Annotated in this window: 23 protein-coding genes; 3 read left to right on the forward strand and 20 right to left on the reverse strand. The window is 59.7% G+C overall.

Annotation, left to right across the window (positions count from 1 at the left end; all coding sequences use genetic code 11):
* The first annotated feature begins 146 nt into the window (after window positions 1-146).
* From E4T21_RS02320 to E4T21_RS02330, 3 genes are all read left to right on the forward strand, one after another.
* Entirely contained in the window at window positions 147-1,541 is a 1,395-nt protein-coding gene (locus E4T21_RS02320; protein WP_149283157.1) for a YfcC family protein, read from the forward strand.
* A complete protein-coding gene (locus tag E4T21_RS02325) occupies window positions 1,519-2,250 on the forward strand; it encodes a DUF1028 domain-containing protein (protein WP_205423447.1) in 732 nt (243 codons plus the stop codon). The genes E4T21_RS02320 and E4T21_RS02325 overlap by 23 nt, the downstream gene beginning before the upstream one ends.
* A gap of 96 nt (window positions 2,251-2,346) precedes the next feature.
* Window positions 2,347-3,600 (forward strand): allantoate amidohydrolase, encoded by a 1,254-nt coding sequence (locus E4T21_RS02330; RefSeq protein ID WP_187775085.1) that lies wholly within the window; start codon window positions 2,347-2,349, stop codon window positions 3,598-3,600.
* A 65-nt stretch (window positions 3,601-3,665) separates the two neighbouring features.
* Here the strand turns inward: E4T21_RS02330 and E4T21_RS02335 are convergent, their stop codons facing one another.
* The 20 genes from E4T21_RS02335 to E4T21_RS02430 all read right to left on the reverse strand — a co-directional run bounded on the left by E4T21_RS02335 (window position 3,666) and on the right by E4T21_RS02430 (window position 23,386).
* Window positions 3,666-4,415, reverse strand: coding sequence for a FadR/GntR family transcriptional regulator (locus tag E4T21_RS02335; protein WP_149283161.1), 750 nt, complete (start codon window positions 4,413-4,415; stop codon window positions 3,666-3,668).
* A gap of 108 nt (window positions 4,416-4,523) precedes the next feature.
* Window positions 4,524-5,483, reverse strand: coding sequence for an SMP-30/gluconolactonase/LRE family protein (locus E4T21_RS02340; protein ID WP_149283163.1), 960 nt, complete (start codon window positions 5,481-5,483; stop codon window positions 4,524-4,526).
* A gap of 37 nt (window positions 5,484-5,520) precedes the next feature.
* Window positions 5,521-6,669, reverse strand: a complete 1,149-nt coding sequence (gene dgoD, locus E4T21_RS02345) for a galactonate dehydratase (protein WP_149283165.1) — start codon at window positions 6,667-6,669, stop codon at window positions 5,521-5,523.
* Between the two features lie 2 nt (window positions 6,670-6,671).
* Window positions 6,672-7,484 carry a FadR/GntR family transcriptional regulator gene (locus E4T21_RS02350; RefSeq protein WP_149283167.1) on the reverse strand — a complete coding sequence of 271 codons (813 nt, stop codon included), beginning with the start codon at window positions 7,482-7,484 and terminating at the stop codon, window positions 6,672-6,674.
* Between the two features lie 165 nt (window positions 7,485-7,649).
* Complete coding sequence (locus tag E4T21_RS02355) at window positions 7,650-8,321, reverse strand: 4'-phosphopantetheinyl transferase superfamily protein (RefSeq protein ID WP_187775086.1); 672 nt, start codon at window positions 8,319-8,321, stop codon at window positions 7,650-7,652.
* A complete protein-coding gene (locus E4T21_RS02360) occupies window positions 8,305-8,751 on the reverse strand; it encodes an excinuclease ATPase subunit (protein ID WP_149283171.1) in 447 nt (148 codons plus the stop codon). The genes E4T21_RS02355 and E4T21_RS02360 overlap by 17 nt, the downstream gene beginning before the upstream one ends.
* A 116-nt stretch (window positions 8,752-8,867) precedes the next feature.
* On the reverse strand, window positions 8,868-10,130 hold the full coding sequence (locus E4T21_RS02365; RefSeq protein WP_149283173.1) for a beta-ketoacyl-ACP synthase: 1,263 nt from the start codon (window positions 10,128-10,130) through the stop codon (window positions 8,868-8,870).
* A complete protein-coding gene (fabG, locus tag E4T21_RS02370; RefSeq protein WP_149283175.1) occupies window positions 10,130-10,855 on the reverse strand; it encodes a 3-oxoacyl-ACP reductase FabG in 726 nt (241 codons plus the stop codon). Before fabG ends, E4T21_RS02365 begins: the two co-directional genes overlap by 1 nt.
* Entirely contained in the window at window positions 10,852-11,343 is a 492-nt protein-coding gene (locus E4T21_RS02375) for a hotdog family protein (RefSeq protein WP_149283177.1), read from the reverse strand. Before E4T21_RS02375 ends, fabG begins: the two co-directional genes overlap by 4 nt.
* Complete coding sequence (locus tag E4T21_RS02380; RefSeq protein WP_240349263.1) at window positions 11,340-12,509, reverse strand: beta-ketoacyl-ACP synthase; 1,170 nt, start codon at window positions 12,507-12,509, stop codon at window positions 11,340-11,342. Before E4T21_RS02380 ends, E4T21_RS02375 begins: the two co-directional genes overlap by 4 nt.
* Window positions 12,494-13,213: a DUF3261 domain-containing protein gene (locus tag E4T21_RS02385; RefSeq protein ID WP_240349264.1), complete on the reverse strand. Its 720-nt coding sequence runs from the start codon at window positions 13,211-13,213 to the stop codon at window positions 12,494-12,496. Before E4T21_RS02385 ends, E4T21_RS02380 begins: the two co-directional genes overlap by 16 nt.
* A gap of 5 nt (window positions 13,214-13,218) precedes the next feature.
* On the reverse strand, window positions 13,219-14,463 hold the full coding sequence (locus E4T21_RS02390; RefSeq protein WP_149283179.1) for an NAD(P)/FAD-dependent oxidoreductase: 1,245 nt from the start codon (window positions 14,461-14,463) through the stop codon (window positions 13,219-13,221).
* Window positions 14,450-16,723, reverse strand: a complete 2,274-nt coding sequence (locus E4T21_RS02395) for an MMPL family transporter (protein WP_149283181.1) — start codon at window positions 16,721-16,723, stop codon at window positions 14,450-14,452. The genes E4T21_RS02390 and E4T21_RS02395 overlap by 14 nt, the downstream gene beginning before the upstream one ends.
* Window positions 16,720-17,370: a LolA-related protein gene (locus E4T21_RS02400; RefSeq protein ID WP_149283183.1), complete on the reverse strand. Its 651-nt coding sequence runs from the start codon at window positions 17,368-17,370 to the stop codon at window positions 16,720-16,722. The genes E4T21_RS02395 and E4T21_RS02400 overlap by 4 nt, the downstream gene beginning before the upstream one ends.
* On the reverse strand, window positions 17,370-17,810 hold the full coding sequence (locus E4T21_RS02405; RefSeq protein WP_149283185.1) for an acyl-CoA thioesterase: 441 nt from the start codon (window positions 17,808-17,810) through the stop codon (window positions 17,370-17,372). The genes E4T21_RS02400 and E4T21_RS02405 overlap by 1 nt, the downstream gene beginning before the upstream one ends.
* The gene (locus tag E4T21_RS02410) at window positions 17,797-19,440 is read right to left on the reverse strand and encodes an HAL/PAL/TAL family ammonia-lyase (protein ID WP_149283187.1); all 1,644 of its coding nucleotides are present in this window, start codon (window positions 19,438-19,440) and stop codon (window positions 17,797-17,799) included. The genes E4T21_RS02405 and E4T21_RS02410 overlap by 14 nt, the downstream gene beginning before the upstream one ends.
* Complete coding sequence (locus E4T21_RS02415) at window positions 19,437-20,375, reverse strand: LpxL/LpxP family acyltransferase (RefSeq protein ID WP_149283189.1); 939 nt, start codon at window positions 20,373-20,375, stop codon at window positions 19,437-19,439. Before E4T21_RS02415 ends, E4T21_RS02410 begins: the two co-directional genes overlap by 4 nt.
* Complete coding sequence (locus tag E4T21_RS02420) at window positions 20,372-21,142, reverse strand: glycosyltransferase family 2 protein (RefSeq protein ID WP_240349265.1); 771 nt, start codon at window positions 21,140-21,142, stop codon at window positions 20,372-20,374. The genes E4T21_RS02415 and E4T21_RS02420 overlap by 4 nt, the downstream gene beginning before the upstream one ends.
* The gene (locus tag E4T21_RS02425; RefSeq protein ID WP_149283191.1) at window positions 21,135-22,847 is read right to left on the reverse strand and encodes an ApeI family dehydratase; all 1,713 of its coding nucleotides are present in this window, start codon (window positions 22,845-22,847) and stop codon (window positions 21,135-21,137) included. The genes E4T21_RS02420 and E4T21_RS02425 overlap by 8 nt, the downstream gene beginning before the upstream one ends.
* Window positions 22,844-23,386 carry a COG4648 family protein gene (locus tag E4T21_RS02430; RefSeq protein WP_240349266.1) on the reverse strand — a complete coding sequence of 181 codons (543 nt, stop codon included), beginning with the start codon at window positions 23,384-23,386 and terminating at the stop codon, window positions 22,844-22,846. The genes E4T21_RS02425 and E4T21_RS02430 overlap by 4 nt, the downstream gene beginning before the upstream one ends.
* Between the last annotated feature and the right edge of the window lie 10 nt (window positions 23,387-23,396).

Genomic DNA, 23,396 nt, shown 5'->3' on the forward strand with positions numbered 1-23,396 from the left:
GAAAGTCTCTGAGAGGGGAAAGATAGCCACAGCGAGGCTTGTCCTGAGAATTTATCATGATAAATTAAGCATGCCATTCTCCTGGGCGATGTGCATGCGGTCATGTCTTGGAGGTATGGGCGACTGACTCCAACAAGGACAATGCTATGAGCGCACAAGACCAAGTATTGAACGAGCGCAAGCGCAAGAAGTGGTACCAGGCAGTACCAGATCCCATGGTGCTGATTTTTCTGATCCTGCTTGCCACTTATGCGCTGACCTTCCTGATTCCGGCAGGAGCATTTGAACGGGTCATGCTGGATGGGCGCACCCGTGTGGTGCCGGACTCTTTCCACTATCTCAATGATGTCGCAGCAATTTCGCCTTTCGACATTTTTGTCGCGATTCCCAAGGGACTGAACGAAGCCTCGCTCTACCTGTTCATCGTGTTTATTGCCGGTGGCCTGTTTCATATGCTGCAAAGGACAGGCGCACTGGAAAATGCCATCGGGGTAGCAGTGCATCGCGCAGGTGTCGAGCGCCGCAACCTGATCATCACGGTGGGCACCTTCATCTATGGCTTCTTTGGCGTGGCCGTCGGCTTCGAGAACAATATTGCCCTGGTGCCGATTGCCGTGCTGATTGCGAGCGCCGTGGGCTGCTCCAGTCTGGTGGGTACCACGATGGCGGTAGGAGGCATCGGTGTCGGCTTTGCTCTGTCACCGATCAACCCCTATACCGTAGGTGTGGCACAGGGCATTGCCGAGCTGCCGACTTTTTCAGGCGCCTGGTTGCGGGTTCTGCTCGTGGTGTCGGCGTTGGCCCTGCTGTCTTTCTATATCTGTCGCTTTGTCACCCGAATGGACTTCGAGGAACCGGCCAACGCTGAGGCCATGAGCAAGTCGCTGGATGAATATCATCTTTCCGGGCGAGACAAGCTGACGCTTGTTGTCTTCGGTGGTGGCCTGGTTGCGATGCTGGTAGGGGTCTTCACCCAAGGGTGGTACATCAATGAGATCGCTGGCATGTTCCTGCTGATCGCCATCCTGATCGGGATCGTCAATGGCTTGTCCGCCAATGACATCGTCAAACAGATGATGGAAGGAGCTTCCAGCGTAACAGCGGGAGCGTTGGTGATTGGCCTGGCGGCTTCGATTCAGGTCATCCTCAAGGAAGCTCAGATCATTGACACCATCGTTTATGCGTTGAGTGGCCTGATCCAGGGAATTCCTGCTTCGCTGTCGGCCATCATGGCCAGTGTGGTCCAGGGCGTGATCAACCTGTTCGTACCGTCGGGCTCTGGCCAGGCACTTGTCACTATGCCGATCCTGATCCCTGTTGCGGATCTTGTCGGAATGAGCCGCCAGTTGATGATCACTGCCTTCCAGATCGGTGATGGGTTGACCAATCTGATCGTTCCCACCTCTGGTGGTACGCTGGCCATGCTGGCGTTGGGCAGGGTGTCCTACGAGAAGTGGTTGAAGGCGATCTTGCCGTTCATGGTATTGGTTTACCTGCTGGCCTGGGTGGGACTTTTCATTGGCCACCTGGCCGGGTATTGATGCCATGACCCTGTCATTGGTGCATGTTCATCCGAGTAGCGGGACAGTCGCTGCACTGACTGCCACTGGCGGTGTCGCTGTGGGTGGGTATGTCCATCATGTCTGGCGTGGGCTGGGCGCCTGCGTGACCCAGGGGTTGGCGACCAACCCCTGGTATCCCGAAGGCATTCAACGTGCTTTGGCTGACGGCCATGGGGCCGGTGAGGCACTGAGTGGTGTGGTTCGGGAAGATGATGGAGCTTCGCGACGGCAGTGCCTGGTGATGGATGGACAAGGCCAGGCTGCGGCACACCACGGAATGGACAATGTCGCCGCCGTTGCCGCCTGCCTGCGTCCGACAGTCGCTGCAGCAGGCAACATGCTGGCAGATGCTGCGGTCGTCGATGTCATGGTCGACGCTTTTGCCATGCAGACATGCCACAACCCCGAGGCAGTGCGCCTGGGCGCCTCTCCTCCCGATTACCGCGAAAATTACGCATCTAACCTGCCAGAAGTGCTGATCCATGTTCTGGATATGGCGCTTGAGGCAGGTGGAGACAAACGTGGTGTTCGTTCCTGTGCTCTGCGCATCGAGTCCTTCTCGGCGGCTCCCATCGATCTGCGTGTGGATTGGTGTGAGGGCGACCTTGTCGCTGAGTTGAGGGGCTTGGTGCGGCGTGTTCGTGCGCCGGAGTTCTCTACTTTCCTGGCTTCTTTGCCGACGCGTTGAGCCAGCATATTCAACCTCGGTGCATATTTCATCTCAGTACAGGGAACAGGTGTCTTGATCTCTGTACCGGGAATGAGGCCACTTGATGGAGTTTTTATGACGATAGTAACGACTGACCTGGGGCATACCTTGCTGCAACGGCTGGATGAGGCTGCTCAGCATTCTGAGCCGGGCCCAGGAGTGACTCGGCTATTCTGTTCCGAGCAGCATCGCGGTGTCTGTGACGTCATTTCCGGTTGGATGCGCAGGGCTGGCCTGACACCTGAGCTGGATGCCTCGGGCAATCTGGTTGGGCGCTGTGCTCGCGCTAAGGCGGGTGAGAAAACGCTGATCATGGGGTCGCATCAGGATACCGTGGTGGAAGGGGGTAAATACGACGGTATGCTGGGTGTTGCTCTACCGTTGCTGGCGCTTGAAGCATTGCAGGAAGCCGGAGTGACACTACCTTATGGCGTCGAAGTCGTGGCGTTCGGTGACGAAGAAGGTACCCGTTTCCAATCGACCTTGATCGGTAGCCGTGCTTTGGCCGGTACCTTCGATGCTTCGAGCCTCGAGGCCAAGGATGCTGATGGCATCAGCCTGGCTAAGGCGTTGCAGGACTTCGGCGGTGAACCAGAGAACATCCCTGCACTGGCACGCCAGCCGGATTCAGTGTTGGGCTTTGTCGAAGTACACATCGAGCAAGGGCCGGTGCTCGAGCGTCGAGATCATGCCCTGGGGATTGTCACCGCACTGACCGGCATTGAGCGCCACCGCCTGACCGTTTCAGGAAAGGCTGGCCATGCGGGAACGACGCCGATGCCTGGGCGCCGTGATGCGCTGGTCGGGGCCGCCGAGATGATCCTGGAAGCGGATAGTGTGCTGAATGCCACCGAGGATTTCGTTGGTGTGGTAGGTAAGCTCGATGTCCGCCCCAATGCGGTCAACGTGATTCCCTCCGAGGTAACCTTCACCCTGGAGCTGCGCTCTCCCCGGGCGGAAGTGCGTGCACAAGGGCGTGATGCCATTCTGGCAGCTTGTCGTCGACTTGCTGCGGCTCGGGAGCTGGAGGTGAGCATTGAGCAGACGTATTCGGCAGAAGCCGTGGACTGCGCTCCCTGGCTGATAGAGGCCCTGGGAGATGCCTGCAGGGCCAGTGGCCAGCCGGCTGAGCCGTTGTTCAGTGGCGCTGGCCATGATGGCCTGGCGATGTGTGACCTGACGGATATTGGCATGTTGTTCGTGCGTTGCCGGGATGGGCTCAGTCATCACCCCGGTGAAGCGATCAATGCGGCAGATGGGGAGGCGGCCACCCGAGCGTTGATGCAGTTTCTTGCCGACCTCCCATCGCGGGTGGAGATTTCCTCTTAGGTTACTGCTTGCCTGGGTTGTTTCTTGTTTAGGTTGTTTCTTGTTTAGGTTGTTTCTTGTTTAGGTTATTTCTCGCTGAGAAAGCCGCGTTTTACCTGAACTTCGTTGTCATTCATCACCGCCTGAGCATCGAGGAGGTGCTCGCGCATCAACTGGCGGGCCCGGTCAGCATCGCCGTCCTCGATGGCATCCAGAACCTGGGCATGGTACTGGCAGCCGGCCGGCCCCAGGTGGTGATCTCCTGGTTCGTAGAGACGGCGATAAACGGTCAGGTCGGCCAGTATCTGGGCGGTGAAACGGATGATGAAGACCAGCAGAGGATTGCCGCCCGAAAGCTGGGCCAGTTCCTCGTGAAAGGCCAGGGAGTCAATGTGCTGTTGGCGCTCTGCGTCAAGATTCTGGGCTGGCTCCGCATAGCTGTGAAGGCTGGCCCGCAGGCGGGTGAGGTCCTCGGCACTGACTTGGCCGGCAAGTGATGCTGCCAATTCTGGCTCCAGCGCCAGGCGGATCTGATAGATGTCGTGAATCGAGAGATCCTTGAAATACAGATAATGGCTGAGCAGGGAAATGGCTCGGGTCTCGCTCATTTCTCGTACAAAGACTCCCCCGCCGGGTCCCGTGCGGGTTTCGACCAGACCTTGAGCCTCGAGAACCCGTGTACTTTCGCGGATCGTGCCCTTGGATGCCCCCAACATCTCCATCAATTCGGCTTCGCCGGGTAGACGGTCGCCAGGGCTGAGCTGGCGATCGACGATCCAGCCCTTGATGACCTCTGCCAATTGGTAGGGACGCCTGCGTGCTGCTGTTTTGGCCATGACCTCGCTTGCTTCCTGAAGTACCTGCTTTGAGGGGCTCAGGTTATCAGATCGACGAGGTCTCTAGCCTGTGTTTCTGCAATATCAAACCAGTAATGGCACTTGTCATTACCTAATATGCAGCGGTTCCTCATGCTGTCCACGCACACCGGGCAGGATGTCACGCAGCTCGATGATGAAGGTCGCGCCGTCCTGGCGCCCCGGTGTCTGCTTCGTCTGACCCTCGGTCGCCGTGGTGATCAGCAATGTCGTCAGATCACGGCCGCCAAAGGCTGGGCAAGAAGGTTGCTCGGCATTCACTTGCACATGGCCGATCTCCTTGCCCTCTGGCGACAGCCGTGCGACGCGTCCGCTGCCCCACAAGGCAAGCCACATGCAACCTTCGCTATCGACCACGGCGCCATCCGGATTGCCGGGGTCGTTGCTGAAATCGGCCCAGGGCTCGGCAGGCAGCAGCATGTCTGGTGCTGCTGCCTGTCCATTCTGGAGGAAGGCGCTGCCATCGGCGCGCTGCGGGAATCCGTCGGCATCCAGTGACCAGCGCATCACCACTTGAGTCGTGGTGTCAGTCAACCAGGCATGCTGGCCGTCGGCCGAGAAGCACAGCGCATTGGGAATGCTGATACCCGTGCGCAGTGTATAGATGGTGCCACGATAGAGACGATACAGGCTGCCTGCGCCAGGTTCAGCATGCTTGCCCATGGTCGAGAACCACAGGCCACCATGCTGGTCGGCGCGGGCGTCATTGCTGCGGGTGACACTATTGTCGGCTTCTACATCACGCCAAGGGGCCACCTGTCCATGAGCATGTTCCATGATGGCCAGGCCGTGCTCGGTGACCAGCAGATCATCACCATCGGCCAGTGGCTGGGCGAAGGAACTCAACTGTTGAAGCTCGATCACTCGGTGTTCGCCACTTTCCAGGTGGTGGCGATGCAACCGGAGGCCAAGAATATCAAGCCAACGGAACTCGCCACGGGCGGCATCCCAGCTAGGCCCTTCCCCTAGGTGACAAGGGGTAGAATAGAGTGCCTCGGCATGGCCGAGGCATGGAGAGATAGTGGGCATATTGTTCTCCCTGAGCGTTTACCGTTGAGCGCGACCCTTACCACTCGGCAACGGAGCCATCCTCATGTTGCCACACCGGGTTGCGCCAGCGGTGGCCAACTTTTGAACGTTCTTCGACGAATGCCTCGTTGATTTCCACACCAAGACCCGGGCCTTCCGGAATGGCGCAGAAGCCGTCCTCGATGGCCAGGGCAGACTTGTCGACCAGATAGTCGAGCACGTCGTTATCCTTGTTGTAGTGGATACCCATGCTCTGTTCCTGGATGAAGGCGTTATGGCATACCGCATCCAGTTGCAGGGAAGCCGCCAGGGTCAGCGGGCCGAGCGGGCAATGGGGGGCCAGGGCCACGTCATAGGCCGAGGCCAGGGTGGCAATCTTCCAGCCTTCACTGATGCCGCCACAATGGGACAGGTCAGGCTGGACAATATCGACCATGTTGTCGGCAAATAGATCGCGGAACTGGAAGCGGGTATGCAGACGCTCACCGGTGGCGATGGGAGTGGCCAGGTCCTGGGCAATGGTCTTCAGAGCAGGGAGGTGCTCCGGGGCCACCGGCTCTTCGATGAACATCAGATGGTAGGGCTCGAGTTCTCGCATCAACGTCTTGGCCATGGGGCGGTGTACACGACCATGGAAATCCACGGCAATGCCCACATCCGGGCCTACTGCATCGCGGGCCTCGGCGACGCGGGCCACAGCTTCATCGATCTTGCGGTGGCTATCAACGATCTGCAGTTCTGGTGTGCCATTCATCTTGAAAGCGGTAAAACCCTGGTCGACCAGGGCCTTGGCACCAGCGCCCACATCGGAAGGGCGGTCGCCGCCGGTCCAGGCGTACATGCGCATCTTGTCGCGTACCTTGCCACCGAGCAACTGGTGGACGGGAACACCCAAATCGCGTCCCTTGAGGTCCCATAGCGCCTGGTCGATACCGGCGATGGCGGACATCAGTATCGGGCCGCCACGGTAGAAGCCGGCCCTGTACATGACATTCCACAGGTGTTCGATGTTACGAGGGTCCTGGCCGACCAGGTAATCGGCGAGCTCATGCACGGCGGCTTCCACCGTGGCGGCACGACCTTCGATCACGGGTTCTCCCCAGCCATAGACGCCTTCATCGGTCTCGATCTTCAGAAACAGCCAGCGTGGTGGAACTTGCCAGGTCTTGAGTCGGGTAATTTTCATCGTCAGTGTCCTCGAGTGGAATCTTGAGAGGGGCGTGATGGTGCTCGCAATGTGACTGCGGGCAGCGGCGCGTTGTGGTCGATTTCCAGATCCATTGCGGTGCGTTCCAGCAGGCACTCTGTGGCGTGGCGTGCCTGTGCTGGCTGGCGTAGGCGAATGGCTTCCAGTAGTTGCTGGTGGCGCTCGAGGCTATCGCTCAAGTCCTGCGTGTGATGCTGTGCACTTTGAATCAGCGCTACGATGGATGGCTTGAGTAGCAGCCCCATCTGTCGCCATACCAGATGATGACTGGCGCGATAGATCGCATCGTGAAAGGCGACATCATGCTCGATATGCTTCTGGCGCAGGTTTTCTACACCGGCGCTGTCGCGCATGCCGATGAAAGCGGCCTCGATGCGAGCCAGGTCCTCGGCGGTGGCATTCAATGCCGCCAGCTCACTGATATAGGGTTCTGCAGACAGACGAAAGGTAAAGACCGCTTTCATCAGGCTCGGATGGGGGGAGTCCAGCCCCGTCATCCAGGCACTCATCTGTGGTGCCAGCAGGTGCCAGTCGATAATGTCCTTGACCAGAGTGCCACGCCCGGCGACGCGCTCGATCAGCCCGGCGGTACTCAGTTCCGCCAGAGCGTTGCGCACCTTGTTGCGGCTGGCGGAGAAGTGGGCGCACAGATCGATCTCCCGGGGGAAAGTGTCGCCAGGTTGCCAGTGGCCTGACAGGATCGCCTGGGCCAGGACCTCAGCCAATGCAGAAGCGCTGCACTCCTGGGCAGGTACGGGCAACTGGGCAATCGGCGGTGCGGCGGGGAGATCCATGCGCAAGCTCCAAAATGTCTGACTGCAATATAGTAAATGTCAGACATTTTGTGCAACTCGACTTTTGATCAACCCCATCGTGGTGATGCGTGAAGTAAGCGGGGAAAGTGATTCGTCATCGACAAGGAAATCGTCCCCGCCAGCAGCAACGGGCGAGGGAGAGCACTACCTGAAATGAGCGGAAAGACCCTGTACAGGCCTGAGTGCCACAGAAGTTCCTGGCAGTGGCGTGCTGATTTCGAGCTCATCTCTGGTTTCGAGCTCAGGGCTGCGAATACAGAGATGAATGGTCAATTGCTCATCCTGATATTGCCAGACATGTATGGTGCCATTCGGAGCCAGCTCGTCGAGCATGGTCGCGATATCCGAGGAAAGCACGTGCGCAGGCCTTTTTCCTTCGCACCAGGCGAGTTTGAACAGCGCTTCATGCAGGGTCCAGGCCCGATAGAAAGCCTGCAATGGTTGGGTATCTTGGCGGATGGCAGTGCGTGTCTGCAGTGTGGGGAAAGCTTCGACCAGACGGTCGAGCCTGCGTACATGACGTCCAAGGGAACATTCAATGTCCAGCCCGATGGGCTGGTTGGACAGGGCGGCGATGACATGATCACGACGATGGCTCAGCCCCGGCCAGATGCCATTGGGCAAGTTATCGTGGTGTACCGGCCCATGGCCGCGCGGTGACCAGCCAGCCAGGGGACAGTCAATCTGCCACTCGGCCGCAAGCTGTGACAGCAGCTCGCGACCCAGGCGAGAGGCTCCGGCTCCTCTGGCTACTGGCCCGGTCCGTGCCAGGGCCAGCAGCAGGCGAGCGGGGCCCGGTTCATTCCAGTGTGACAACTTCACCCTTGAGCGAGACCCCGGCAATCAGGGCGCCGGCACGACATTCGTATTCCGTTGCTGAAGGCCTGGCAATTTCATCGTAGTAGCTGGTGATGTTGATGACTGCATTGGCACCTTCCGTCTTGGCACGCTCCTGTATCGTAAGCAGGGCGGACAGCATGACCCAGCGGCAGGCTTCCTCATCGGTCTTGTTCAGGGCATTGGTCTTGCGGTATGTGACCACAGGGCCATGTTCCTGAACCACGTTGCCGGCGACGGCACTATCGCCGAAGACGAAGTGGATATTGGGGTCGAGCTTTTTCTTGGCCTCTGGCATGGCCAGTACATCCTGAATGGGCAGGAAATACTGCGTATCGCGGGCCTGAGCCATGGATGTCAGAACCATGCTGCTGAGCATCAAGGCCAGGCAAATCAGTCCTTTCTTCATCTTTTATCACTCCTTGTGCAGTGAGATAGATTGTGCGGTGAGATAGATTGCATGGTGAGATGGCGCCGCTGATGCGGTGGTTGCAGGGTGAGCAGTGAACCCGTCGCACCAGGGGCTCATGGGCCCCAGCGCTGGAAGATCAGTGATGTATTGATACCGCCGAAGGCAAAGTTGTTGCTCATGACATATTCACAGTCGATGTGGCGGCCCTTGCCACAAAGGTAATCCAGTTCTGCGCATTTTGGATCGAGCGTATCCAGATTAGCGGTGGCGTGGAACCAGCCCTCACGCATCATCTCGATGGCGACCCAGGCTTCGAGTGCACCGCAGGCCCCTAGAGTGTGACCGGTAAAACTCTTGAATGCACTGATCGGCTGTGCTTTTCCAAAGACGGCTTGTGTGGCTATGGATTCAGCAATATCGCCACGTTCCGTGGCTGTGCCATGGGCGCTGACATAGCTGATCTGCTCAGGGCACAACGCGGCATCGGCGAGTGCTTCGCGTATGGCGGCCTCCATCATGGCGGCATCTGGCTGCGTGACATGGCGACCATCGCTGTTGGTGGCAAACCCCACCAGTTCGGCATGGATCCTGGCTCCCCTGGCCAGAGCATGTTCGAGGTCCTCCAGGATCAGAGTTCCTGCCCCTTCTCCGATGACCAGACCATCTCGGTCAACATCGAAAGGACGAGGTGTCTTCTCGGGTTGGTCGTTGAGTGTGCTGGTTGCGAACAGGGTATCGAAGACGGCTGCCTCGGAGGCGGAAAGCTCTTCACAGCCGCCTGCAATCATGGCGGTCTGGCGACCGAAGCGAATGGCCTCGTAGGCATAGCCGATCCCCTGACTACCGGAAGTACAAGCACTGGAGGTGGTATGGATGCGTCCGCGAACACCAAGAAAAACCCCGATGTTCACTGGTGCGGTATGCGCCATCATGCGGATATAGGAGTTGGCATTAAGCCCATCGGTGGACTTGTTGATCAACATGTTACCGAAGTCGGCCACCGCGTCAGGTTCTCCGGCGGAGGCGCCATAGGCGATGCCCATGCGACCGCTACCGGTCAACGCGCTGCCAAGCAGGCCGGCATCCTCCAGGGCCAGTTCACTGGCCCGGGTGGCCATGCGGGCTCCACGCCCCATGCTGCGCAAGGCCTTGCGGTGGTAATGATCGGGCAAGGAGAAGTCTTTCACCACTCCGGCGAGACGCGTGTTCAAGCCCTCGTACTGTTCCCACTCGCCCATATGACAGATGCCGTTGATCCCCGCAGCGAGACGCTGGCGAATGCTTGGCCAGTCGTTGCCGATAGGCGAGAACCCCGCCATTCCGGTCACGACCACGCGTCGGCCCAGACCGTCGGGGCGCATGGCGTTGGTTGCCATCAGCACATACCTCCGTTGACCGCGATGACCTGGCGGGTGATGTAGCTTGCCTCGTGGGAACACAGGAAACTGACGGCAGCGGCGACTTCATCGGCGGTACCGGTGCGCTGCATGGGAATCATCTTGAGCGCTTCATCGCGAGCCAGGTCTTCTGTCATGTCAGTGTCGATCAATCCTGGCGCAACGGCATTGACGGTGATCCTGCGCTTGGCGAGTTCGATGGCCAATGCCTTCACTGCTCCGATCAGGCCGGCCTTGGCGGCGCTGTAGTTGACCTGTCCACGGTTACCCATCAGACCGGAGACGGATGACATGACCACAATGCGCCCGGGTTTGCGACGACGTACCAATGGCATGGTGACGGGCTTGATCACGTTATAGAAGCCATTGAGGCCGGTATCGATGACTCCATCCCAGTCGGCATCGGACAACGCCGGGAAAGCGGCATCAGCGGTGATGCCGGCATTGCACACGACGCCGTAGTAAGCCCCATGCGTTTCGATGTCTGTTTCCAGCGTCTGGCGTGCATGCTCGCGGTCAGTCACGTCAAAGCACAGAATGCGCACTTCACGGCCCAAGTGGCGAATGTCCTCGGCAACACGCTCGGCGGCATCCTTCTGTTGACGACAATGCAGCACGATATCGAAGCCGTCCTTTGCCAGGCGCAGAGCAATGGCACGGCCAATGCCTCGGCTGGAGCCGGTAACGAGAATGGTATCCCTCATGGTTGCTCCTTCAACATGGCATTCAGGGCATCTTCGGATTCGGGTTGAAACACATTGAGCAGAGCGCTGGCGACCTGGCCCTGAGCCGTGTGCAGCTCAGCCTGGAAGGCGCCCAGGCCATTGTCGGCACGATAATCCAGTTGAATGGCGACTTCGACGGGCACACCAAAGGGAAAGGATGCGAGGTCACAGCGATAGCGCCGGGTGCCGAGCAGGAAGCCGATGCTGGGTCGCCGCCCCTGATCGGAGTTGTGGTGTCCTGACCAAGCGGCGATAGCCTGGGCCATCCACTCCAGGCCGACCCAGCCGGGGATTCCTTCGGAGGTTGCGAACAGGTCATCACGCTTCGGGGTAACTCGAGCGCGCAGATGTTCCTGTCCAACCTCCAGCAACTCATCCAGCAGGCACATGTCACCTTCGTGGGGCACCAGTGAGTCAATGGGCTGAGGACATGAATCTGCCTGGTCGGGAGTCGTATGGTGAATCATTGGCTACGTTCCATGAGCAGAGCAATGTTGTTGCCGCCAAAGGCAAAGGCATTGGACAGGGCGCGTTTCACATCGCACTGGCCACCATGGCTGTAGGTCAGGGCGGGCAGGGCCGGATCGGCCTCGTACAGTTGAGGCGGTAGTTGCCCGCGGTCGATGGCCAGCCAGCAGAAGGCTGCTTCCAGGGCACCACATGCCCCCAATGTGTGGCCTGTCAGGCTCTTGGTCGAGCTGCAGATCACGCCTTGAGGGAACACTTCGGCAACGGCCAGGGATTCCATTGCATCATTGAGCTTGGTGGCGGTGCCGTGCAGGTTGAGATAGTCGACCTGTGACGCCTGCACGCCAGCCATGTGCAGAGCCGCGAGCATGGCTTCGCGGGCACCGGATCCATCCGGCCGGGGGGCAGAAATATGATAGGCATCACTGGTTTCACCATAGCCGCTAAGCTGAATGCCGCCGCTTTCTCCACTGACCAGGAATAGCGCGGCCCCTTCACCGAGATTGATGCCTCTCCTATCGGCGGCAAAGGGACGGCAGGGAGCGTCGCTGACCGCCTCCAGCGAGGCGAAGCCATTGACGGTCAAGCGGCACAGTGAGTCGGCTCCTCCCGCGATGGCCGCATCGCACTGGCCGCTGGCAATCAGGCGGCGGGCACTGGCCAGGGCCTTGGCGCTGGACGTGCAGGCCGTGGACAGGGTGTAGGCAGGGCCATCAAGGTTCAGGTACCAGGCAACGAAATCCGCAGGGGCACCGATTTCATGGCGATAGTATTGGAAGTCTTCTGGCCACTCGCCGTCCCTGCCGCGTTGTGAAAGCGCATCTTCGGTTTCACCGATGCCTGACGTGCTGGTGCCCAGGATGACCGCAATACGCGCATCAGGATTGGCGCTGCGCCAGTCTTCCAGAGTGGGAGCCAGGCGCTCCAGGGCTGCCGCAAGCAAGCGGTTGTTACGTGAACGGTACTTGCTGGGCCATCCGCTGTCATCTGGAAGAGCTGTGTCAACGCTCCCCACTGGCAAAGGTCTGCCCGGTGTGAAGGCATCACTCGTACGCAGGCCTGCCTGTCCGTTGAACAGGCGAGTGGCAATGGTGTCCAGTTGGTCGCCAAGTGGGCAGACCAGAGCTGGTGGATAGAGGCGGCAATGGGTCATGGTGGAGGGCATGCTGTGGTGCTGTTGTCTCGGGTTTTCGTACCTTGTGTTTCCATACCTTGTGCTGCGGTGTTCTGGGCTGCTGTCGGTGCAATGTAGAGCCGATATCCTGCCTCGATATCATCGATGACACGGCATTCCGGTGTGGTATCAATAAGTGCCACCAGGCGACCTCGGTAGTAGATCCTGCGTTGCTGGGCCGCGGTTTCCAATGCCCAGCCTGTGCCGTTAAAGGCATCTTGTAAGTCACCTTCCGGCCACAGGCTCCAGGTCAGTCGGCTAGCCAACCAGTCGGCACTGAAGGGGGGATCGAACACCGCATCAGGCAAAAAACGGCTGCCGTGCTCATCACGAACCAGGGTCAGAAGTCGCTGGCCCTGCGAGCTCAGCAAGGCCAGTTGCAACTGTTGATGGTCGTGGCGGATGACACCGAGAAGCGTATCGCGCTTGTCAGCGTGCTCAAAGGTCAGCCGTTGGACGCTGGGTGTTGCGGGTGGCAGCGTAGCCAGGCTCGGTGCTGGTGATGTCGGCGGCATGTGACTGCAAGCACTCAGAGCCAGTAGCAGGATGCCACTGAGAAGGCCGTGGAGCAGGGAGTGTTTCTGCTCTTGCCGACGAGGCTCCTGACCATCCGAAGCTGTCGCGTATAGGATCGGGTTGCGCAGGGGCATGTTGCTCTGGTTTTCAGGGCTCAGGTATACAGGGCTCTGGTTCATATGGCTCAGTTCCCCTGGTCCAGGTAACAATGTTCGGCCAGGCTATCCAGGCGCCGTTTGCTGGCGCTGACAAAAGGGTTGTCCTGATCCCAAGCATAACCGGCCAGTACCGAGGCAATCATCTGTCGGATTCTTTCTGGCTGGCGGTCGTGAAAGATGATGCGTTGTAAACGCTCGTCGTACCAGGCATCGACAAAAGCGCGGAAGGTGGCAATGCCTTGTCGCAAGGGACGCTCAAAGGATGTGTCCCAGTCGATGGCCTGTCCTTCCAGCTGTTGCTTGACCAGAGGCGCTGCGCGCAAGGCGGAATCCAGGGCGATGGTGACGCCTGAGGAGAATACCGGATCGAGGAACTCGCCTGCGTTACCGAGAATGGCGAAACCTGGGCCATGCAGTCGCTCGATGTCAGCAGAATAACCGCCGATGCGCTGGACCTCGCGCCTAGGCTGGGCATGGTTCAACAGACGAGAGAAACGCGGCTCCTGGCGAAGCAGGTTCCACAATCGCTGGTCGTCGCTGTCGCCAGCGGCATCGGCTCGGTCTGGCGCCGTCACCACGCCGACCGAAGCTTGCCCGGAACGGAAGGGAATCAGCCAATACCAGGTCGTGGCGTCCTGGGGATGAATCCCGATCAGGATCTTTTCGCGGTCGTGTTCCGCGGCCTCGATATGATCCTCGACGTGGGTGAATAGTGCTGTACGTGGCGCTAGAGAAGAAGGCCGGTCAAGCTTCTCCAGGCGAGCCAGGACACGCCCATAGCCGCTGGCATCGAGCACGAAGCGAGCATCCAGTTCATGGCGTCTGCCTTGCTCATCTTCAAGCTGCAGACGCGGTCGCTGGGGATGTGGGTGAAAGCCGGTAACGCTGACGCCAAAGTGAACCTGAGCGCCGGCGCGACGAGCTCCCTCGATCAGGCGCTGATCGAAGTCGGCCCGTTCCACCTGCCAGGTGGTGCCTGGCCCGGGAGAAAACTTGTCGCGGAAGTCGATGGCAGCATAACGCGTGCGATGACAGAAGGCGGCACCGTTCTTGGCCTGGAATTCCCCGGCTTGTGCAGATTCGAGCAATCCACACTGTTCCAGATAGACCATGCACTGGGGCAGCAGGCTCTCGCCAATGCTGAAACGAGGGAAATGCTGGCGCTCCAATACCTGCACCGACCAGCCGTCGCGTGCCAACCAGGCTGCAGCTGCCGCCCCGGCAGGGCCGGCACCAATGATCGCGATGTCAGTAGTCTCAACGATGTCCATGAGAAGTCTTCTCCGTGTGAGAGACGCCAAGTGATGTACCTGATCGAGAGAAGGGCACCAGGCACCAGGTGGCGGTCAGGCCGATCAGGCAGGTGGTGCCAAGAAAGTGCAGTGCAGGAGTGGCACTGAAGGCCAGCAGTCCAAAAGCCAGCAGGCTGGAGGCACAGGATAGCGTGATGGCGAGCCAGGCCGCAGGGTCGTCGGGGTGCTCAGTACTGAAGATGCCGGCGTCGAGACCAATTCCGAGTACCAGCAGAAGCCCCAGCAGGTGAAAGAGCGACAGGCCAATCTGCAAGGCAGCGAAGATCCCCAATGTCAGTATCACTGCACCAACAGGGGGTAACAGCACCCGCCAGGCATTCAGTCGGTAGCGCCAAAGGAAGGCAACAGCCAGCACGAACATGGCCAGGGCCAGCCAACGGATGATACTTGTGCTCAGTTGCTCCAGCTGGGAAGAAAGGGCGCTGACGCGGTCACGATATAAGGTGCCGGGTGCGCGGGACAGAGCCTGGACCTTGGCGAGCCCCTGATTATCGAGGTCCCCCAGCAGAATGATGGCACTGGGGGTGCCATTCAGAGTGAACCATAACGGGCGCAGAGTCTCTCCAGCGGCATCGTCAAGCCATATATCCGGCGTCAATGTCGGAACCTTTTCCAGTGTTGCCCAGATACGACCCGCTTGTTCTGAAGGTAGTCCTGCCTGTTGCAGCACAGATGGCAGAGCACTCTGATAGCGTTGTGTGACAGTTTGCAGGTTGCTTTCCTGGGTGGCTCCTGAGGGTACGACCTGGGCCAGGTGACGGTAGCTGGATAGATGTCCTTGATGATGCAGGCGGGATAATTCGACATCCATGGTCTCCAGGCGCTGCAGCAGAGTTTCGGGAGAGTCCGCTTGTAGAACCAGGTAACGGAACCCGGCTGGCTGGCCGAGCAATGCCTGTGCGCGTTGTTGCTGATCGATCAGTGTCTGGGGAGAGCTGTTCAACTGACGCAGGTCGTGGCGCGAGTGACCAGCCAGAATGGCCAGCAGCAATGCTGCCAGCAGTACCAGCAGCATCAGAACATAGGCTTTGCGATGATGAGGACCCAGGCGCAGACCATTCAGGCGCAGGGCAATGGTCTGGGTAGCGGGATGGCTACGGAGCGGGATGCAGGGCAAGCATAGGCGAACGCTCAACCAGGCACCGAACAGGCCACAGGCGGTGAAGGTCGCCATCTGGCGCAGGCCAGGAATGGGCGGCGCCATCAGTACCAGGTAAGCACACAAGCTGGAGACAAGGCTGAGAAACAGGCCTGGCCACAGCGTAGAAAGTGGGCGTTGTGGATGCAGTTGACGCATACATTGCAAATGCAGTGCGTAATCCACCGAGATACCGATCAGGCTGGCACCAAAGGCCAGGGTAATCAGGTTCAGGGAGCCGAACAATGTCCAGGTAATGGCGCTGGCAAACAATAGTCCGCTGGCAATGGGCACCAGCAGTGTTGCCATCAGGGCCGGACGGCGAAAGACCAGCCACAGCATCAGCAGTACGCCGAGCAGGGAACCGACACCGATGGTGGTGACTTCCTGCTGGGCCTGCCGAGCGCCGGCGGCGGCGTGGTACACCAGGCCTGAACGCAGCAAGGTGAGATCAGGGTGATCGGCAGTAAAGCGATCCAATGTCTCGTTCAGGCGGCGTTGCAGTTCCATGTCGTAGGGACTGGAGGCCAGGGTGGCACTGACCAGCCGCCATGTCGCCTTTGGTGTGGTGACGGTCGGGCCACCATCGCGCCATTCCACGTGGGAGGCAAGACGGGCATTGAGCCAGGCATCGAGCAGGCCGAAGGGGTCCTGAACAAGGTCTCCAGCGACTCCTGGAGTGAACAGGCGAGACAGGCCACGCTTGACCCAGTCCTCCGTAGTGGCCTGTGCCAGTGACGGAGCCAATAGTCGATATCGGTAGGGCGCCAGAAGAAGATCCGGGCGAGGAGGAGATTGCTCGTCAAGACGGGCAACCACGCCACTCTCTTGCAGGTGCTTGCGTAGCTCCTGGGTGGCAGCAATATCATCGGGGCCTGTGATCAGTATCAGGAAGCGCTGCTCGAGGGCGTCTGCAAGACGCTGGTCAGTGTGCTGAAACAGAGTGTTGTTGGCAGATTCTGGCAGCAGGACCGTGATGCGGGTATCCAGGGGAGCGCCACGCCAAAGCTGGATCCCGAGCAGGACAGCACTGGCCAGGACCACGCCCAACCATAGCAGCAGGCCCCGGGAACGGATCACTGATAGCGCCCCTGCGCTTCCTGCGGGGTATCACTTGCATCATTGGCGGGTTGTTCGCCGCTCCCCTGGCCAATGACGTCAGAGCAGGATACGGCACTCAACTCCAGCATCAGCCTGTCACCGTTGCGGAAGTCCAGGTGCAGCTGGTCGATGCGGTCGGCGCCATTGAGCTGAATCTGCTCAAGGCGTTCGGATACTACGTCATCGGAGGGAGTAAGCGTCGTGTTCCACTGCTTGATACTGCCCTGGAGGTCGATGCTGAAATGCTGCTCGAGGCTGGCCCAGTTGCCCTGGAGCAGACCGGAAAGTACAGGCAGCATGGTCTTGAGCCCAGGCGGCAGGTCGGGGTTATCTGGCGTCAGTACGACGCGATCGTTGACGGGGGCGAGTGTCTGCCAGATGAACCCTTGTGGCTGGCGTTGAAAGTAGCCCTGGCTGTCCACCTGGGTTCCCAGGTCCGCCAACCAGCGCTGCTGCTGAAACTCGACACATTCCGGGGCTTTTTCACTGAGCCGCTGGCTGAGTTCGGCAAGGTCGAGAGAGGCATTGGCCCCAGAGCCTGTACCGACATTGGGAGCTGTTTCGGTATCAGAAGCTGTCGCTGCAAGCGATACCGTCAGCAGCAGGGCGAGAAGTGAATAACGCATCAATGATTGGCCTCCTGCCAGGTGACAAGCCTGTCGATGAGCACTTGAGGAGAGGCAAGTTGCATCTCCCCCGTGGCCATTTCCACGGCAACCTGCACGGTCCATGCCCGGGTCAGGCGGCGCCGGGTCGTTGCACAACGGATGGTGTAGTCGATCTTCATGCGGTGCTCCCATTCGCTGAGTCGGGCCTCGATGACAAGGTGTTGGCCGAAACGCGCCGGAGCGGCATAGCGTAGTCTCATATCGATGATCGGCCAGGCATAGCCTGATTCGCACATCTGCGGATAGTTGTAGTTGATGGTATCCAGCAGCTTGCAGCGGGCGATTTCCAGGTAGCGGACATAATGGCCATGCCAGGCGACCTGCATCATGTCGACGTCGTGAAAGGGGATCTCGATGTCGGCTTCAATCTGTGGCAGGGGGCGATCATCCGGCGTCATACAGGCTCCAATGGCGCTTGCGAATCAGTGAACACAGCAGAGTGAGATCCTGGTCCAGGGCGCGGTCTTCAAGTACAGGGTCAATATTCTGGCGAATGGCATCGATGAAGTCGCCGAGGGCCTGGGGCACGGCCTCGCCGTTCTCTTCGACACTGCCTTCGACATTCTCTGCAGTACTTCCTTCGGCACTCCTTGTCGCACTCGCGGCGACGCTGTCCGTATGCGAAGCGTTCAACTGGCTGCGGAGCTCTACGCCCTGGCAGGCGGCATGCAAGGTCGCTGCGGCGACTTGCTCGACCAGTGTCAGTACGCGCAGAGCATCGCGAGCAGCGATGGTGCCCATGCTGACCTTGTCCTGATTGTGGCACTCGGTGGAGCGGGAAAACACACTGGCAGGCATGGTCAGCTTCAGCGCTTCGGCGGTCCATGCCGAGGCGCCGATCTGAACGGCCTTGTAGCCATGGTTGAGAGGGAGTCGCTCAGGACTGGCACCGCTCAGGTTGCTTGGCAAGCCATGGTTGTAGCGAGTATCGACCAAGAGAGCCAACTGGCGGTCGAGCAGGTCAGCAAGATTGGCCGCTGCTTGCTTCAGACTGTCCATGACGAAGGCCACGTGGCCGCCATAGAAGTGTCCGCCGTGCATCACCTTGCCGACATCGGGATCAATCAGTGGATTGTCGTTGGCGCTGTTGAGTTCATTGGTAAGGAACTGGCGCCACCAGGGCAGAGCATCTTCCACGACCCCGATGACATGCGGAGCGCAGCGCGTCGAATAACGATCCTGCAGACGCGATGAGTTGCGAGGGGTACTGGGAGCATGCAAGTCCTGGCGCAGCCGCTCGGCGACACACTGCTGACCCGGATGAGGTTTGGCGGCAAACAGGTCGGTATCGAAGTGGTAAGGGTTGCCATTCAGTGCCTGGACCGAAAGTGCGGTGATACGCGTGCTCAGAAGGGTCAGATAGGAACAGCGGGAAAAGGCCAGGATGCCCAGAGCGGTCATCACTGCAGTGCCATTCATCAATGCCAGCCCTTCCTTGGGCTTGAGCCGATAGGGCGTCATGTGTCGCTCGGCCAGCGCTTCGGCGGCAGGGCGGCGAACACCGCGATCGAAGACATCGCGTTCACCACATAGCACGGCGGCCAGATAGGACAAGGGCGTCAGGTCGCCACTGGCACCCACGGAGCCCTCTTCGGGAATGACTGGCAGCACGTCTTCCTGCAGTAGCCACACCAGGCGCTCGAGCAGCTCCATGCTGATCCCTGAAACGCCCTGGCACAGAGAAACCAGGCGCACCAGAATCACTGCCCGTGCGGCCTCTGCTGCAAGTACCTGGCCCTGGCCACAGCCATGAAAGGTATAGAGATGACGCGGCAGACTATCGATATCGTCCATGCTCACCGGGCGCGTGCAGGCATCGCCATAGCCAGTGGTGACGCCATAGACCACACCGTCTTCTTCCAGCAGACGCTCAAGGAATACCTGGCCGCGAGTAATGCGTTCGCAGAATTCCGGTGCTGTCGAGAGCGCTACTTTGCGACGTCCCTCGGCCACGGACAGGATATCTTCGAGAGATACTGTCGAGCCGTCGAGGACAAGAGGAGAAGTGCTGGCAGATGGTTGAGTCATGGCGGAGATATCTCGGGAGGTTGCCAGAACGGAAAGAAGTTGAACCACTGTAATGGGTGCCGGCGGACGTGACTCTCGAGTTGCGCCACATAGCGGAACATGGCGTCGTCGAGCCAAGCCTGGCGGTGCTTGCGCGGCAAGGATGACGTGTCATCGAAAGGCTCGAAGTCGACTCGGTAGGCATCACCATCGCGCACGCAGGCCAGCAGGTAGACAGGGCAGCGCAGCAAAGCGGCCAGCAGGAATGGACCTTCCGGGAATGCTGCAGGAGCGTTGAGAAAGTCCAGCCAGCGATAGCGTCCTAGTCCAGGAGGGACCCGGTCGGCAGCGACGACGACAAAGCCGCCTGCGCGGATCTTGGCGTCCAGCAATTGAGCGGTGGCGGGAGTGATGTCGTTGACCTCGATGATGCTGGGACCTCGACGCCCCGTTGCACGGCCCAGTAGCTCATTGAACTTGCGAGCATTGCGACTGTGCATGATGACACTGACATCGACGCTCGAATCCTGTTCATTCAGAGCGTTGACTACGTCGAGGTTGCCATGATGAGCAACCAGTACCAGGCCGCCCGGTCCCCGATGTTCTCCCTTGGCGAGAGCTTCGGAGAAATGGCGTACGCCGTCACCCTGAAGTTCATCGGCCGGAAAGGCACCACTCCAGGCGCCGACCTTGTCCATCAGGCAGCGGCCAAAACTGAGGAAATGGCTGAAACTGCGCTGGTGCCAGGCCAGGGGGCTTTGGGACAGGCTGGGGTCGAGGCGTGCCAGGTAATCGCGAGAGGCATGGCGGGCAACGGCATGAGTGGTGTAATACCACAGGATCACTGGCCACAGGACAAGCTTGAAAGGCCACTCTCCCAGTCGCCGCAAGTGCACCATGAGCAGCATCCCGGTCAGGGTGCCGCGCTCACCGACACGCGCCCATGAAGACTTCATGATGCTACCCAATGTCGTTTCAGCAGACGAGGGAGGCGCGGCAGCATGGCGAAGAACAGGCGTGCGTGCATGCGGCTGATCTGCAGGTTGTCGCGCCATACATCAAAGTGGCTGATGCCGTCTTCTGGATAATGCACTCTCACCGGCAAGTTCTCTATGTCGCCTCCGCTCCAGTACCAGCGCACCAGGACTTCGGTATCGAATGTCATGCGCTCTCCACAGGGATGCTGCTCCAGCAAGGCATTGGCCTGTACTACCGGATAGAGCCGGACGCCACACATAGTGTCGCGAATATGGCAGGACAGTGTATTGATCCAGACCCAGACATGGGTAGCGTAGCGCCCATAGTGGCGGGCTTTGGGCACGCTCTCGTCATAGCAGGCGTAACCTGCCAAAAGGGTTTGCGGTGAGTGGGCCATGCTTTCGATAAAGGCAGGCAGGTCGTCAGCATGATGCTGGCCATCGGCATCGACCTGGAGAGCGTGGGTATATCCTAGCCGCTGCGCCTCTGCCAGGCCCGAACGCACGGCGGCTCCCTTGCCCCGATTGCTGGCATGACGCACGAGGTGATGTCCTTGTGCAGCAAGGCGTTCCAGTTCATGACGACAAGGCGCGCTGCAGCCATCGTCGACCAGAATCACCGGCAGGTCCATGGCGCTCAGGCGATCGCACACCGTGGCGATGGTCTCGGGGTGATCGTAGACCGGTACCAGGGCGCAAGGATGCAGCTCAGTCATGGGGAGCTCAGTCATGGGTGGCTCAGTCATGAGGGGCATCCTGAGTGAACACCACTCGTCCCGATGCATGACGTCCGTGGTGAGAGTCATAATGGAAGGCAATGCCATCGTCACGCCGTTCCAGATGCAGACTGAAGCGCAGACCAGGACGCAGTATCTTCTGGAATTTCACCCGCTCGATCGCGCAGAAAGTCCCGATATCGCCGAAATGTTCCGTGGCCAGCTCAATGGCCCACTGAACCAGCACGACACCGGGGACGAGAGGAAGGCGCGGGAAGTGGCCTGCGAGATAGCGCAGGCGACTGGGAACTTCTAGATGGATCACGACGATGCCTGCGCTGCCTGATACTTCCCCAAGCCAGCGAGGCTGACGGTCGTCGTCGAGATCGGCAAAGCAGCGTGAGAGCAAGGCGTTGTCGTGCTTGCCCTGGGAATTGACAGGCAGCACCTCGACAAAGCGCCAGTAGCGGGGAATCGCCACGTTATCCAGTTCATCGTCAAGGATATTGCGCAGACGCTCGACGAGGCCGCGTCGCATCTCATGATCACGAGGGATCGACTCAGGCTCCATGGCGACGACGATAGCGAGACGGCCATCGCGCTCGGCAAGGGGCAGGCAGCGTGCTGTGCGAATGCCTTCCTGCAGGCTGAGGCAATTTTCGATCTGGGTCAGGGATATACGCTTCCCTCCCACCTTGGCCACGCGATCGGCTCGTCCCAGCAAGTGAAAGCCATCGTCCAGGGGAGCGGCCCGATCACTCTGTAGCCACCAATGTTCAGGGTGTTCCAGAAAGGTGGAGCGGACTTGCAGCTTTCCCTGCTCAATTCTCCAGTCGACACAGGGAAAGGCTGTCCAGCATGCCGACTGTTGCTGGCGACGCCAGGCAACACCGCCGGTCTCGGTACTGCCATAGATTTCGATGACGGGGGCCTGCAGTAGCTGTTCACTGCGTAAGGCATCTGCCTCGCTCAGTGGCGCGCCCGAGGAAAACACACGTCGGATAATGGCGGGCCAGTGCAGATGCTCGGGGAGGCGTGATAGCTGTGCCGGCGATGATACCACTACGGCTGCCAGCCGGGCCTTCTGAGCATCCATGAGCCTTTCTGCCAGCGTTTCGGGGTAACGACTGTCTCTCGCGCTGAATGGCACACCATGGCATAGCGGATGGAGAATACCGGCAAGCAGGCCATAGATGTGCTGATGGCTGACCTGAGAGACTACCGCACAGCCCTCGAGAGGCCATAGCTTGGCATGCTGGTCGAGTTCGTCCTCCAACTGCTGGAAACGCTTCGGCTGCATGACTGGCTCGCCCGTGGAGCCAGAGGTATACAGGACCACGGCCTCACGCTGGGCTTGCAGCGGAAGAGGCGCCGGTGTTGCGTGTTGTTGCCTGGTGGCGTCCTGGGAAAGTGGTGCCTGTACGGAAGCCAGGGCTGGGTATGGCGGGATGATACCGTCAACCATATTCCCCAGGCGGCGCAGGGTCGCGGGCTTGTTGTCGCCTGGCAATACCGCGCTGCGTCCGCTTTCCCACAATGCCAGCAGGGCCGCAGTAAATTCCATGGGATCTGTTTGAAACAGTAGCCAACGTCCCCCGGCCTGGGATGACAGCCAGCTACGCCATGCGGCGATCCGGGGGGCTAGAGTTTGTGCCGAGCACCAGTCTGTCGGCTGTGAGTTGGACTCACCCACAGCACGCTGCCAAGGCGACCCGGTGAGAGCAAGGTAATTCACTGGGTTCTACTCCGTAGTCGGCGGCGGCAACACCACTCGATGACAAACATCAGGGCCATCAGTACGTAGCTGATGGCGCCATTGTACAGGGTCCAGACGGCCAGGCTGGCATAGTAGGCAGTCCAGGCCGCTATGGCTCCGTTGACAAGAAAGAACACGCACCAGGCCTGGGTTACTTTACGGGTGTAGCGCACTCCCGACGGTGGCAGGTCAGGCTCCTTCAAGCGTGCGATGCGCTCGATGATAGGGGGGCCTTGCCACAGGCTGAAGGAGAAGGTTGCCAACATGATGGCATTGACGGCGACAGGATACCCGCGCAACCCCCATTCTGCCTTTCCTGCCAGGCCAATGGTGATGAGGGCCATGGCGGCCAACACAGCCAGACCTCGGGCCTGAGGCAGGCGCCAGGCGATAAGTGCGCTACCCACGGCCAACAAGGGCCAGGGGCCCAGGCTATCCTCAAGCCACCACACCGCGAATGGCCAGGCAGCGGCAAGCAAGGCAGTTGCTGTCGTGACCAGGAAAGTGGTGGGGCGCATGGAAGGTCCT

Origin of the sequence: Halomonas binhaiensis, from assembly GCF_008329985.2 — a bacterium.
In the GTDB taxonomy this organism is placed as follows: domain Bacteria; phylum Pseudomonadota; class Gammaproteobacteria; order Pseudomonadales; family Halomonadaceae; genus Halomonas; species Halomonas binhaiensis.

Coding starts and splice junctions, on each gene's coding strand:
- E4T21_RS02410 (WP_149283187.1), bottom strand. CDS start 19,440: ATGACTCAACCATCTGCCAGCACTTCTCCTCTTGTCCTCGACGGCTCG.
- E4T21_RS02340 (WP_149283163.1), bottom strand. CDS start 5,483: ATGCCCACTATCTCTCCATGCCTCGGCCATGCCGAGGCACTCTATTCT.
- E4T21_RS02405 (WP_149283185.1), bottom strand. CDS start 17,810: ATGACGCCGGATGATCGCCCCCTGCCACAGATTGAAGCCGACATCGAG.
- dgoD (WP_149283165.1), bottom strand. CDS start 6,669: ATGAAAATTACCCGACTCAAGACCTGGCAAGTTCCACCACGCTGGCTG.
- E4T21_RS02375 (WP_149283177.1), bottom strand. CDS start 11,343: ATGATTCACCATACGACTCCCGACCAGGCAGATTCATGTCCTCAGCCC.
- E4T21_RS02360 (WP_149283171.1), bottom strand. CDS start 8,751: ATGAAGAAAGGACTGATTTGCCTGGCCTTGATGCTCAGCAGCATGGTT.
- fabG (WP_149283175.1), bottom strand. CDS start 10,855: ATGAGGGATACCATTCTCGTTACCGGCTCCAGCCGAGGCATTGGCCGT.
- E4T21_RS02380 (WP_240349263.1), bottom strand. CDS start 12,509: ATGCCCTCCACCATGACCCATTGCCGCCTCTATCCACCAGCTCTGGTC.
- E4T21_RS02390 (WP_149283179.1), bottom strand. CDS start 14,463: ATGGACATCGTTGAGACTACTGACATCGCGATCATTGGTGCCGGCCCT.
- E4T21_RS02330 (WP_187775085.1), top strand. CDS start 2,347: ATGACGATAGTAACGACTGACCTGGGGCATACCTTGCTGCAACGGCTG.
- E4T21_RS02420 (WP_240349265.1), bottom strand. CDS start 21,142: ATGACTGAGCCACCCATGACTGAGCTCCCCATGACTGAGCTGCATCCT.
- E4T21_RS02400 (WP_149283183.1), bottom strand. CDS start 17,370: ATGCGTTATTCACTTCTCGCCCTGCTGCTGACGGTATCGCTTGCAGCG.
- E4T21_RS02385 (WP_240349264.1), bottom strand. CDS start 13,213: ATGAACCAGAGCCCTGTATACCTGAGCCCTGAAAACCAGAGCAACATG.
- E4T21_RS02415 (WP_149283189.1), bottom strand. CDS start 20,375: ATGAAGTCTTCATGGGCGCGTGTCGGTGAGCGCGGCACCCTGACCGGG.
- E4T21_RS02365 (WP_149283173.1), bottom strand. CDS start 10,130: ATGGCAACCAACGCCATGCGCCCCGACGGTCTGGGCCGACGCGTGGTC.
- E4T21_RS02335 (WP_149283161.1), bottom strand. CDS start 4,415: ATGGCCAAAACAGCAGCACGCAGGCGTCCCTACCAATTGGCAGAGGTC.
- E4T21_RS02350 (WP_149283167.1), bottom strand. CDS start 7,484: ATGGATCTCCCCGCCGCACCGCCGATTGCCCAGTTGCCCGTACCTGCC.
- E4T21_RS02430 (WP_240349266.1), bottom strand. CDS start 23,386: ATGCGCCCCACCACTTTCCTGGTCACGACAGCAACTGCCTTGCTTGCC.
- E4T21_RS02320 (WP_149283157.1), top strand. CDS start 147: ATGAGCGCACAAGACCAAGTATTGAACGAGCGCAAGCGCAAGAAGTGG.